Raw genomic sequence first — 12,921 nt, forward strand, 5'->3', positions numbered from 1 at the left:
CGGGCACCACGACGCATCGGCAATGATGTGAACCATCAGCCTGATGGATTCTTGCAGAAGACTTGTCGGCGCTCAGCCGCGTTGTCCGAAAATCCGCCATCCGATTTCGGAATCTCCTTGACGCCCGCAGGCGGAATGGAATAAATATTTCACCAGATAGGTATTTTGGTTCTTTCGTTCCGGAACATCTGTTCAAGCAGAGGACTTGGCGTTCCAGCCAGCGCGGAAATCGCCATCGGGAACGGAGATGGCAATCGGGAGAGATTCCCCTGGAGATCGGGGATTCCGGGTAGATCGGTGCAGCCGGACACCAATTCTGTGGAGGAGAGATAAAATGAAGAAACTGCTGTTGGGCGCCGCATTCTTGGCGCTGATGAGCTCGTCCGCCCTCGCTGCCAAAATCGGCGTGTCAATGGCGCTGTTCGACGACAATTTTCTCACCGTGCTGCGCAACGGCATGATCGAGCAGGCCAAGGGCATGGACGGCGTGGAGCTGCAGGTCGAGGACGCGCAGAACGACGTCGCCAAGCAGCTCGACCAGATCAAGAACTTTGTCGCCTCGGGCGTCGACGCGATCATCGTCAATCCGGTCGACACCTCGGCCACCCAGGCAATGTCGGACGCCGCCGCTGCGGCCAATGTTCCGCTGGTCTATGTCAACCGCGAGCCGGTCAATGTCGACACGCTGCCGGACAACCAGGCCTTCGTCGCCTCGAACGAGGTTGAGTCAGGCACTCTCGAGACCCAGGAAGTCTGCCGCCTGTTCAAGGAAGCCGGCAAGACCGAGGCCAATGTCTACGTGATCATGGGCGAGCTGTCGAACCAGGCCGCGGTGCAGCGCACCAAGGACATTGACGATGTGATCGCCACTCCGGAATGCAGCTTCATCAAGATCATCGACAAGCAGACGTCGAACTGGAAACGCGAGGAAGCGCAGAACCTGATGACCAACTGGCTGTCGACCGGCAAGCCGTTCGACGGCGTGATCGCCAACAATGACGAAAGCGCCATCGGTGCGATCCAGGCCATGAAGGCTGCCAACATCGATATGAAGTCGGTTGTCGTCGGCGGCGTGGACGCCACTCAGGACGCGCTTGCCGCGATGCAGGCGGGCGATCTCGACGTCACCGTATTCCAGGATGCGGCCGGCCAGGGTGCCGGGGCGCTGGACGCGGCGCTCAAGCTTTCCAAGGGCGAGGCGGTTGAACAGAAGGTCTACATCCCCTTCCAGCTGGTCACGCCGGCAAACATCGAGAAGTTCCTGCAGAAGAACTGAGGCAGAGGACCCGTTTTTCGATAGGGAGCGGCGCGGCAGAGCATCGGACCGGTTTGAGAATCCGATGTCGAAAAAACAAAAAGGCGCCGCTCCTCCTTTCCCTTATCGCCGAAACAGCCGGCGGGAGGGCGACTGCGGCTGATGGAGGATCAAGATTTGGCACAGACAACCCATGGCGTCGGCGGACTCAGCTATGATGCGAAGAAGCGCACATGGCCTGCCGAATTCAACGTTTTCCTGGCGCTCATCATCCTCGTCGGCGCCTTCGAGCTGATAGGCCGCGTCTTTCTTGGCGACAGCTTCCTGTTCAACACCCGCGCCAATGTCGATACGATCTTCAACGAGGCGCGCCTGCAGATCATCATCCTGCAGGTATCGATCGTCGGCATCATCGCCATCGGCGTGACGCAAGTGATCATTTCCGGCGGCATCGATCTTTCCTCTGGTTCGGTCGTCGGCGCCACGGCGATGATCGCCATGAGCTTCGCCCAGGTGGCGACGGTCAACGGCAACCCTAACCCCAAGGCGATGTTCATCGAGCAGGGCTGGACCGACCTGCCGGTGATCGTGCCGGTGCTTGTCGCGATCGGCTGCGGGCTGCTGGCGGGCCTGATCAACGGCACGCTGGTCGCCTACACCCGCATTCCGCCGTTCATCGCCACGCTTGGCATGATGGTCACCGCGCGCGGCGTCGCCAAATGGTGGTCCAAGGGGCAGCCGATCTCGTTTCCCACCGAAAGTTTCGCCGCCATCGGCAAGGGGCTGATGCCGGTCATCATCTTCATATCGCTGGCGATTTTGTTCCAGCTGATCCTGTCATACACCAGGTACGGCAAGCACTGTTATGCCATCGGCTCCAACGAGGACGCCGCCCGCATGTCCGGCATAAATGTCCAGAACCACAAGATCCTCGTCTTCGTCATTGCCGGCATCCTCGCCTCGCTTGCTGCCGTGGTGCTGAGCTCCAAGAATCTCACCGCTCAGGCCGGCATGGGCGTGATGTACGAACTGGACGCGATCGCCATGGCGGTCATCGGCGGCGTCTCGCTGTCTGGTGGCCGCGGCTCGATCATCGGAACGGTGATCGGTGCGCTGATCTTCGGCGTCATCATCTCCGGCTTCACCTTCCTGCGCCTCGACGCCTACTACCAGGAGATGGTCAAGGGTGTGATCATCATCGGCGCAGTCGTTCTCGATCAGTGGCGCCAGCGCCTGCGGGCAATAAGGGCTTGATCATGTCAGACATCGTCCTGAAGACCGAAAACCTGACCAAATACTATGGCGGCGTGCATGCGCTCGAAGGCGCGAACTTCGAACTGCGCAAGGGCGAGCATGTCGCCATCATGGGCGACAACGGCGCCGGCAAATCGACCTTCGTGCGCCAGATCACGGCCGTCGAGCAGCGCACCAGCGGCAAGGTCTGGTTCGACGGCAAGGAAGTGAACTTCGCCGGCCCGATCGCCGCGCGCGAGGCGGGCATCGAAACGGTGTTCCAGAACCTTGCGCTCGCCGACGATCTCGACGTGCCGTCGAACCTGTTTCTCGGCCGCGAAAAGGTGCTTTTCAATCTCGGGCCGTTCTCGATCCTCGATCGCAAGTTCATGCGTAAGGCGACCGAGGCAGCGCTGATCCGCACGGCGGTCAAGATTCCCAACCTTTCCAACACCATCCGCCACATGTCGGGCGGCCAGCGCCAGTGCGTGGCAATCGCCAGAACCGCGACTTTTGCGTCCAAGCTCATCATCATGGACGAGCCGACGGCAGCACTTGGTGTGCAGGAGACGATGCAGGTCGAAAACATCATCCGCACGCTGAAAGCCAATGGCGAGCCGCTGATCCTGATCAGTCACAACATGCGCCAGGTGTTTGATCTGGTCGACCGCATCGTCGTCTTCCGACGCGGCCGCATCGTCGCCAATCTGCGCAAGCAGGACACCGACGGCAACGACGTCGTCTCATACATCACCGGCGCCAAGACCGGGGAGGCAGAACTTGCGGCCTAAGGCGAATGCCGGCGCGGCGGGTCATCGGCCCGTCGCCGAGCAACTGCAATAAGAAAATCTACTGCGCCTTGCCGTGAACGGTGCAGTAAAGACGCACTTCCAGTTCGAACAATCCTCAAAGGAAATCCCATGTCTCTCCGCTTCGCTCTTCTTGGTGCAGGCCGCATCGGCAAGGTCCACGCCCGTGCCGTCGGTTCCAATCCGCAGGCCAGACTGGTCGCAGTTGCCGATGCCTTCGAGAAGGCGGCGACGGAGCTGGCGTCGGCCTATGGCGCGGAAGTACGCACTATCGAGGCCATCGAAAAAGCCGGGGATATCGATGCGGTCATCATCTGCACGCCGACCGACACCCATGCCGATCTGATTGAGCAGTTCGCCAAGGCCGGCAAGGCGATCTTCTGCGAGAAGCCGATCGACCTCGACGCCGGCAGAGTGGAAGAATGCTTGGCCGTGGTCGACAAGGCCGGCGCCACTTTGATGGTCGGCTTCAACCGCCGTTTCGATCCGCATTTCGCCGCCGTGCGCAAGGCGATCGACGACGGTGCCATCGGCACCGTCGAGATGGTGACCATCACGTCGCGCGATCCCGGCCCGCCGCCGCTCGACTATATCGGCCGCTCGGGCGGGATCTTCCGCGACATGACCATCCATGATTTCGACATGGCGCGCTTCCTGCTCGGCGAGGAGCCGGTGGCGGTCAGCGCCCATGCCTCGGTGCTTGTCGACAGACAAATCGGCGAGGCCGGCGATTTCGACAGCGTCAGCGTCATCCTCGAAACCGCCTCCGGCAAGCAGTGCATCATCTCCAATTCGCGACGCGCCACCTATGGCTACGACCAGCGCATCGAGGTGCATGGCTCGAAAGGCATGGTCGCGGCCGAGAACCAGCGGCCGGTGTCGATCGAACTGGCCAATGAGAAAGGCTATACGCGCCCGCCGCTGCACGACTTTTTCATGACCCGCTACCTCGACGCCTATGCCAACGAGATCGCCGCCTTCATCGCAGCGGCGACATCAGGCAACATGGCCGCACCGAGCGGCAAGGATGGGCTCGTCGCGCTGCGGCTGGCGGACGCGGCGCTGAAATCGGCCAGGGACGGCAAGACCGTCCGCCTCGACAAGACCATCTGAAGCAACACCAAGCACAGGAGCAAGGCGATGAACGGTTCCGCCGGTCGCAATTCCGAAACACGCGCCATCGTCACCGGCGGCGCGCAAGGCATCGGCTTCGCCGTCGCCGAGGCGCTGGCCGATGAGGGCTGCCGGGCGTTGGCGCTAATCGGACGCTCGCAGGAGAAGGGCGACAAGGCCGTCGCCACCCTCAAGAAGTCGGGCGTCGACGCGATTTTCATCAGCGCCGATGTCGCCCAAGTGGCCGACTGCAAGCGCGCCGTCGAAACGGCGATCGCTCATTTCGGCACCGTCAACGCGCTGGTCAACGCCGCCGCCACCTCGGCCCGCGGATCACTGGTCGAGACCTCCGAGGAAACATTCGACCAGATCTTCCAGACCAATGTGCGCGGCCCCTTCTTCCTGATGCAGGGTCTGGTGGCGCACCTGCTCGACCGCAAGGCGCCTGGCTCGATTGTCAACGTGCTGTCGATGTCGGCGCATTGCGGCCAGTCGTTCCTGACGCCCTATTCGTCGAGCAAGGGCGCTCTCATGACGCTGACCAAGAATGTCGCCAACGCCTATCGCAGCAATCGCATCCGCTGCAACGCGGTGCTGCCTGGCTGGATGGACACCGAGGGCGAGGACATCGTGCAGAAGAAATGGCACGCGGCACCCGACGACTGGCTGGAAAAGGCCGAGGCCGCGCAGCCGATGGGCCAGTTGGTGAAGCCGGACCAGCTTGCCCGGCTGATCAGCTATATGGTCAGCCCGCAGTCGGGCGTCATGACCGGATCGCTGGTCGATTACGACCAGAACGTTGCCGGAGCGGGCGCAGAGTAGCATCATGGCGTGACAAGCGCCCCGGCTTCGGCTATAGGGCTGGCATGATCCACCTGACCGCCTCGTTCTGGTACTTTAGCTACGGCAGCTCGCTGGCGGCGGGAGGATTGAGCTCGATCTGAAGATTGCAGCATCAAAATCCGAACAGCCGCCAGACCTGGCGGCTTTTTTGTTTCAGCCGGCAGGTCTCCCAATCAGGAGCAGAAAGCCGTGTTGACCACCACCGACGATCTTCGGGTCAAGGAAATAAGGGAATTGAGTACGCCGGACCAGGTGATGCGGGAGATACCGCGCACGCTGACGGCCACGCGGACCGTTACCGCGTCACGCAACGCGATCCACGCCGTTCTGACCGGCGCCGATGATCGGCTGATCGTCGTCGTCGGCCCCTGCTCGATCCACGATCCGGACGCTGCCGTAGACTATGCCAGCCGTCTGGCGACGCTTCGAGAGAGCCTGTCGGACCGGCTGGAGATCGTGATGCGCGTGTATTTCGAGAAGCCGCGCACGACGATCGGCTGGAAGGGCCTGATCAACGATCCCGACCTGGACGGCAGCTTCAATATCGACAAGGGACTGAGGCTGGCTCGCAACGTGCTCTCCGCCGTCAACAATCTCGGCCTTCCGGCGGCGACCGAATTCCTCGACATGGCCACTCCGCAATATATTGCCGACCTCGTTGCCTGGGGGGCGATCGGCGCGCGCACGACAGAGAGCCAGATCCATCGGGAACTCGCATCCGGCCTGTCCTGCCCTGTCGGCTTCAAGAACGGCACCGACGGCAATTTGCGGATCGCCGCCGAGGCGGTGAAATCCGCCGCCCAGCCGCATCATTTCATGGCGGTGACGAAGGGCGGGCGCAGCGCCATCGCGACGACCACCGGCAACGAGGACTGCCACGTCATCCTGCGCGGCGGCATTGTGCCGAACTATGACGCAACGAGCATAGCTGCCGCCTGCGCGGAGCTCGGTCGGGTCGGGGTAGCACCTCGGCTGATGATCGATGTCAGCCACGCCAACAGCAACAAGAAGCCTGAGAACCAGCCGACGGTGGCGGCTGACGTGGCGGGCCAGGTCGCAGCAGGCGATGAGCGCATCATCGGCGTCATGATCGAGAGCAACCTCGTCGCCGGCCGGCAGGACATCATGCCCGGCAAGCCGCTGGTCTATGGCCAGAGCATCACCGATGGCTGCATCGACTGGGCAACCACCGAGACCGTTCTGGACGGCCTTGCCGACGCCGTCGAGCGGCGCCGATCGGAGCGGCGTGGCATGATCGCCAGCCGTCCGGGAGCCGCCTGAGACAGGCCGGCGGGCTGCCCCCTTCTCCCCTTGTGGGAGAAGGTGGATCGGCGCGGATGAGGGGTGCTGGACGGAACGCTGCGTTTAAAATGTCGAATAATTTTAAGCTCTTCGACTTCAAAGTTGCGATCCGTCCAACACCCCTCATCCGACCGAGCTTCGCTCGGCGACCTTCTCCCACTAGGGGGAGAAGGGGAGCCAACACCGGCGCTACCTCACATCCACCCAGCGCTTTTCCTCGAACGAGCGCGCCATGGCATGCACGGTGCGCTCGATTTCGAGTCCTTCGTCGAAATCGATGATGCGCGCCGGCTTGCCGGCAAGACGCGCCAAAAGTTCCCGGCATTCGATGATCTTGAGGTCGTTGAAGCCGAGACCGTGGCCGGGTGCCGGCAGGAAGGCGTCGTAGGGCTTGTGATGCGGCGCCACCAGGATAGTGCGATAGCCTTGCTCGGTCGGCCGGTCTGATGTGAGGTAGAGTTGGAACTCGTTCATCCGCTCCTGGTCGTACAGGATCGAGCCCTTCGAGCCGAAGATCTGGATGGCGATCCGGCCCTTGCGGCCCCAGGCCGAACGATTGACCAGCAGCGTGCCGGCAATGCCGTTTTCGAGATGCATCAGCACGTTGGCGATGTCGTAGGTCTCGACCGCGCGGCGCCCGCCCAACGCAACGCGGCGATCGGCATAGGGTTTTGCCATATCGCACATCACGCGGGCGACGCGGCCGAACAGCACGGCGACCAGCGACAGCGGATGCACGGCGAAATCGTCGAGCGCGCCGTAACCGGACGCCGCCTCGTGCTTCCAGAAGAACAGCGCCTCCGGGTCGGCCATGAAATCCTCATCCATCTCGACGCGCAGATGGTTGACCTCGCCGATGATTTTCTCGTCGAGCAGCGCACCGATATGGCGGATGGCCGGGTTCTGGATGTAGTTGTAGCCGAGAGCGGCCACCTTGCCGGACTTTTGCGCCGCCGCCGCCATGGCTTGCGCCTCGGCAAAACTCGGCGCCATCGGCTTTTCGCACCACAGATGCTTGCCGGCTTCGAGGATGGCGATGGCCATTTCCGGGTGGAACTGGTTGGGCGTGGTCAGCGAGACGATATCGACATCCGGATCATCGACGACGCCACGCCAGTCGCCGGAGGCCCTGGCGAAGCCGAATTCGCTGGCACGACGTTTGGCAAGATCCTCACTGACCTCGCCGAGATGGACCAGCCTTGGCTTGGCCACGTCGGGAAAGACGGTGCCGACCGCGTTCCAGGCGATGGCGTGACACTTGCCCATGAAACCCGTGCCGATAAGACCGACTCCGACCATTTCCCTTGTCTCCGTCGCCAGAAAGATTGTGTGGATGAATTAGTCCATTTTATCCAGAAATGGAACGCATGCCTCATTTTTTATGGCCTTCTTGCACAGGCTCGCTATGATGGGGCACACACGGCATCGACTGATGAGCCTGGGCGGAGCGACGATGGACGAACGGGTGCCCCGCGATTTCGAGACGCTGCGGACGACGATCCTGGAACGGCGCCACAGCCTGCCCAAGCGTATCGCGCAGATCGCTGCCTATGCGCTCGACAATCCCGACGATATTGCCTTCGGCACGGCCGCCAGCATCGCCGCCTCCGCCGGCGTCCAGCCTTCGACCCTGATCCGCTTCGCCCAGCAGCTCGGCTTCGACGGCTTCACCAGTCTGCAGCTGGTATTTCGCGAGCGCCTGCGTGAGCGCAATTCGTCCTATGACGAAAGGCTGGCGGCATTGCGCGCCAAAGCCGAGGAAGGCGCCGGTCACCGGGCGATTTTCGACGGCTTCGTCGCCGCGGCGAGCACCTCGCTCAACGATATTTCAGGCAGGTTGAACGAAGACCATTTCGAAGATGCGATCGCCTTGCTGGCAAAGGCGGAAACCATCTATGTGCTGGCCAAGCGCCGCTCGTATCCGGTCGCCTCCTACATCGCCTATGCGCTGGGCAAGCTCAAGATCCGCAACCAGCTGATCGAATCGGCCGCCGGCCTCAACGCCGAGATGATCAGCTTTGCCTCGCCCAGGGATGCCGTCATCGCCATCAGTTTCTCACCCTATGCCCCGGCGGCCATCGACGAGGCGCGCGTCATTTCCGAGCAAGGCGTTCCGATCGTGGCGATCACAGACAGTTCCTTTTCGCCGCTCGCCCAGTTCGCCAAGGTCTGGTTTGAGGTCGCTGAGGCCGATTTCGCCGGCTTCCGCTCGTTGTCGGCGACGATGGCGCTGGCCATGGCGCTGACCGTTGCGGTTGGCGAGAAGCGGCGCGACGCTGGCCGCAAGCGCAAGGCCTGACAGGCTACTTTTCAGCGAAGGAATGCGCGTTCCATATTGACTATGGATTGGAATTATTATTTCATATTACTGGCGCCACGCTGCCGCTCGCGCGTGTACCCCAAGACAACAAGGCTGATGGGAGGTTCGAATGGGCGAAGCCATGGACGCGAAACATGCGCCGCTCGACGTCATCACCATTGGCCGCGCCTCGGTCGATCTCTATGGCCAGCAGATCGGCTCGCGCTTGGAGGACATCACCTCCTTTGCCAAGTCGGTCGGCGGCTGTCCGGCCAACATTTCGGTCGGCACGGCGAGGCTCGGCCTGCGCTCGGCGCTGCTCACTCGCGTCGGCGACGAGCAGATGGGCCGCTTCATCCGCGAGCAGCTGACGCGCGAAGGGGTTTCGGTCGACGGCCTCAAGACCGACCCGGACCGGCTGACCGCGCTGGTGCTGCTGTCGGTCGAGGACGAAGGCGTCTCGCCGATGATCTTCTATCGCAGCGACTGTGCCGACATGGCGCTGGCGGAGGAGGACATCGACGAAGCGTTCATCGCCTCGGCGCGCGCCATCGTCGTCACCGGCACGCATTTTTCGCGGCCCAACAGCGATGCCGCCCAGCGCAAGGCGATCCGCGCCATCAAGGCCAAGGGCGGCAAGGTGGTGTTCGACATCGACTACCGCCCCAATCTCTGGGGCCTTGCCGGCCATGCCGAAGGGTTCGAGCGCTACGTGAAATCCGACCGGGTCTCCGCCCGGCTGAAGACGGTGCTGCCCGACTGCGACCTGATCGTCGGCACCGAAGAAGAGATCATGATCGCCTCCGGCACTGACGATTGCCTCAGCGCGTTGAAGATGATCCGCTCGCTGTCCAAGGCCACTATCGTGCTGAAGCGCGGCGCCATGGGCTGCATCGTCTATGACGGGCCGATCAGCGACGATCTCGAAGACGGCATTGTCGGCAAGGGTTTTCCGATCGAGGTCTATAATGTGCTCGGCGCCGGCGATGCCTTCATGTCGGGCTTCCTGCGCGGCTGGCTCGGCGAGGAAAGCCTAGCGACGGCGGCGACCTGGGCCAATGCCTGCGGCGCCTTCGCCGTGTCGCGGCTGCTCTGCGCGCCGGAATACCCGACCTTCGAGGAATTGCAGTTCTTCCTGAAGAACGGCAGCAGGCATCTGGCGTTGCGCAAGCACGAGGCGATCAACCATATCCATTGGGCGACGACGCGCCGGCGCGTCATTCCCTCGCTGATGGCGCTGGCCTGCGACCACCGTATCCAGCTTGACGATGTCGCCGCGAAAGCCGGCGCCGATCCGTCGCGCATCCATGATTTCAAGGTGCTGACGGTCAAGGCGGCGGCAAAGGTTGCCGCCGGCCGCGCCGGCTACGGCATGCTGCTCGACGAGAAATACGGCCGCGAGGCGATGTTCGAATTTGCCCGCCATTCCTTCGCCTGGCTCGGCCGGCCGGTCGAGCTGCCGGGATCGCGGCCGCTTCGTTTTGAATTCTCGCAGGACATCGGCTCGCAATTGATCGAGTGGCCGGTCGACCATTGCATCAAGTGCCTGTGCTTCTATCACCCCGACGACCCGGAGCCGCTGAAGACCGAGCAGCAGCAGAAGCTCAAAAGCCTGTTCGAGGCCGCGCGGAAAGTGGGAAGAGAACTTCTCATCGAGATCATCGCCGGCAAGCACGGCGAGCTCAACGACACGACGATCCAGCGCGCGCTGGAGGAACTCTATGCGCTCGATATCAAGCCCGACTGGTGGAAGCTCGAACCGCAGGCTTCGGCCGGGGCTTGGGCAAAGATCGAGGCGGTGATCCTGAAGAACGATCCGTGGTGCCGTGGGGTCGTGCTACTCGGCCTCGAAGCGCCGCAGGACGAGCTGGAAGCGGCCTTCGCTGCCACCGCCAAAGCGCCCATCGTCAAGGGCTTCGCCGTCGGACGAACCATCTTCATCAACGCGGCCGAACAGTGGCTTGCGGGCAAGATGTCGGACGACGAGGCAGTGGCCGACATGGCGTCGCGCTTCGAGAGACTAACCGAGGCATGGCTTGCCGCGCGCGGCCGCAAAGCAGCATAAGAAGGCGCGGCATTAGGACTGCGGAGGAAAACAAGATGACCAAGACAATCCGCCTGACGATGGCGCAGGCGCTGACCCGCTTTCTTGCCCGCCAGATGACCGAGATCGACGGCAAAAAATTGCCGATCTTCGGCGGCGTCTGGGCGATCTTCGGCCATGGCAATGTCGCCGGTGTCGGCGAGGCGCTCTACCAGGTGCGTGACGAATTGCCGACCTTCCGCGCCCACAACGAACAGGCGATGGCGCATGCGGCGATCGCCTACGCCAAGGCCAATTTCCGTCGCCGCTTCATGGCCACGACAAGTTCGATCGGCCCCGGCGCGCTCAACATGGTGACGGCGGCAGCACTTGCGCATGTAAACAGGTTGCCTGTCCTGTTTCTGCCCGGCGACGTCTTCGCCAATCGCATCCCCGACCCTGTCCTGCAGCAGGCCGAGGATTTCTCCGACGGCACGGCGACGGTCAATGACTGCTTTAAGCCCGTGTCGCGCTATTTCGACCGCATCACCCGGCCCGAGCAGATCATCCCGGCGCTCAATCGCGCCATGCAGGTGCTGACCGATCCGGCCGAATGTGGGCCGGTGACCTTGGCGCTCTGCCAGGATGTGCAGGCCGAGGCCTATGATTACCCCGAGAGCTTCTTTGCCGAACGGGTCTGGACCCAGCGCCGACCGCGTCCGGACCGTAGGGAATTGGCGGCCGCGGTGGCGGCGCTGAAGGCGGCAAGAAAGCCGTTAGTGATTGCCGGCGGCGGCGTGCTTTATTCGCAGGCTTCCGGCGAATTGGCGAAGCTGGTGCAAGGCGCCGGCATCCCGGTCTGCGAGACGCAGGGCGGTAAATCCTCGCTGCCGGACGATCATCCGCTCAACATGGCGGCGGTCGGCGTCACCGGCACTTCGGCGGCCAACCGGCTGGCTGACGAAGCCGACGTCGTGCTTGCCGTCGGCACCAGGCTGCAGGATTTCACCACCGGCTCGTGGGCGCTGTTCAAGAATTCCGGCAAGACCATCATCGGCCTGAACGTCCAGCCTTTCGATGCGGGAAAACACCAGGCGCTGCCGCTGGTCGCCGATGCGGCGGAAGGGCTCGCCGAGCTTGACGCGGCGCTGAACGGCTGGAAGGCGCCGGCTGCCTGGACCGACAATGCGGCCAGGGGCAAGAAGGACTGGCAGGCCGATGCAGACAAGGTGACGGCGTCGACCAATGCCGCCTACCCGTCCGACGCGCAAGTGATCGGCGCCGTGCAGCGCGCCATGGGCTCCGGCGTGATATTGCTTCATGCCGCCGGCGGCCTGCCCGGCGAGTTACACAAGCTCTGGCAGGCGGGCGCGCCCGGCTCCTACCACGCCGAATACGGCTTCTCGACCATGGGCTACGAGATCGCTGGCGGGCTCGGCGTCAAAATGGCGAAGCCCGACGAGGAGGTCGTCGTGATGATCGGCGACGGCTCCTATCTGATGCTCAATTCCGAGATCGCGACCTCGGTCATGCTCGGCCTCAAGCTGACCATCGTGCTGCTCGATAACAGAGGCTATGGCTGCATCAACCGGCTGCAGATGGCGACCGGCGGTGCCAACTTCAACAATCTGCTGAAGGACGCACGCCACGAGATATTGCCCGACATCGACTTCGCGGCGCATGCGGTAAGCCTCGGCGCCATCGCCGAGAAGGTTTCGTCGGTCGCCGGGCTGGAAACGGCGCTGGCGCAAGCGAAGAAGAATACAAGGACCACAGTGCTGGTCATCGACACCGATCCGCTGGTTTCGACCGAAGCCGGTGGAAGCTGGTGGGACGTTGCCGTGCCGGAAGTCTCGACACGGCCGCAAGTGAATGCGGCGCGCAGAGCCTATGATGAAAAGCGGCAGATGCAGAAGATTGGAGATTGATGTCGGCGCTGCCGAGCCCCTATCTCCTCCTTGTGGGGAGGTCGGACCGAAGGTCCGGGTGGGGGTCGGGCGCCGCACCCCACCCCGCTGCTTCGCAGCGACCCCTCCCCACAAGG

Annotated in this window: 10 protein-coding genes; 9 read left to right on the plus strand and 1 reads right to left on the minus strand. The window is 62.9% G+C overall.

The window, feature by feature from the left end; genetic code table 11:
* The first annotated feature begins 334 nt into the window (after positions 1–334).
* From ACWTU8_RS13990 to ACWTU8_RS14015, 6 genes are all read left to right on the plus strand, one after another.
* Positions 335–1,276: a sugar ABC transporter substrate-binding protein gene (locus ACWTU8_RS13990; protein ID WP_029347393.1), complete on the plus strand. Its 942-nt coding sequence runs from the start codon at positions 335–337 to the stop codon at positions 1,274–1,276.
* 156 nt (positions 1,277–1,432) lie between these two features.
* Positions 1,433–2,509 carry an ABC transporter permease gene (locus tag ACWTU8_RS13995; protein WP_455848626.1) on the plus strand — a complete coding sequence of 359 codons (1,077 nt, stop codon included), beginning with the start codon at positions 1,433–1,435 and terminating at the stop codon, positions 2,507–2,509.
* Between the two features lie 2 nt (positions 2,510–2,511).
* Positions 2,512–3,279, plus strand: a complete 768-nt coding sequence (locus ACWTU8_RS14000) for an ATP-binding cassette domain-containing protein (RefSeq protein WP_029347391.1) — start codon at positions 2,512–2,514, stop codon at positions 3,277–3,279.
* A gap of 129 nt (positions 3,280–3,408) precedes the next feature.
* Positions 3,409–4,410 carry an inositol 2-dehydrogenase gene (iolG, locus tag ACWTU8_RS14005; protein ID WP_455848627.1) on the plus strand — a complete coding sequence of 334 codons (1,002 nt, stop codon included), beginning with the start codon at positions 3,409–3,411 and terminating at the stop codon, positions 4,408–4,410.
* A 27-nt stretch (positions 4,411–4,437) separates the two neighbouring features.
* Complete coding sequence (locus ACWTU8_RS14010; RefSeq protein ID WP_455848628.1) at positions 4,438–5,232, plus strand: SDR family oxidoreductase; 795 nt, start codon at positions 4,438–4,440, stop codon at positions 5,230–5,232.
* Between the two features lie 210 nt (positions 5,233–5,442).
* The gene (locus ACWTU8_RS14015) at positions 5,443–6,534 is read left to right on the plus strand and encodes a 3-deoxy-7-phosphoheptulonate synthase (RefSeq protein ID WP_455848629.1); all 1,092 of its coding nucleotides are present in this window, start codon (positions 5,443–5,445) and stop codon (positions 6,532–6,534) included.
* A 210-nt stretch (positions 6,535–6,744) separates the two neighbouring features.
* Here the strand turns inward: ACWTU8_RS14015 and ACWTU8_RS14020 are convergent, their stop codons facing one another.
* A complete protein-coding gene (locus ACWTU8_RS14020) occupies positions 6,745–7,854 on the minus strand; it encodes a Gfo/Idh/MocA family protein (protein ID WP_455848630.1) in 1,110 nt (369 codons plus the stop codon).
* A gap of 154 nt (positions 7,855–8,008) precedes the next feature.
* On the opposite strand from ACWTU8_RS14020, the gene ACWTU8_RS14025 reads away from it, so the two are divergent.
* From ACWTU8_RS14025 to iolD, 3 genes are all read left to right on the plus strand, one after another.
* A complete protein-coding gene (locus ACWTU8_RS14025; protein WP_036267530.1) occupies positions 8,009–8,854 on the plus strand; it encodes a MurR/RpiR family transcriptional regulator in 846 nt (281 codons plus the stop codon).
* A 130-nt stretch (positions 8,855–8,984) separates the two neighbouring features.
* Complete coding sequence (locus ACWTU8_RS14030; RefSeq protein WP_455848631.1) at positions 8,985–10,919, plus strand: bifunctional 5-dehydro-2-deoxygluconokinase/5-dehydro-2-deoxyphosphogluconate aldolase; 1,935 nt, start codon at positions 8,985–8,987, stop codon at positions 10,917–10,919.
* 35 nt (positions 10,920–10,954) lie between these two features.
* Positions 10,955–12,805 carry a 3D-(3,5/4)-trihydroxycyclohexane-1,2-dione acylhydrolase (decyclizing) gene (iolD, locus tag ACWTU8_RS14035; RefSeq protein WP_455848632.1) on the plus strand — a complete coding sequence of 617 codons (1,851 nt, stop codon included), beginning with the start codon at positions 10,955–10,957 and terminating at the stop codon, positions 12,803–12,805.
* Positions 12,806–12,921: the final 116 nt, after the last annotated feature.

Source organism: Mesorhizobium sp. BHbdii (assembly GCF_053848045.1).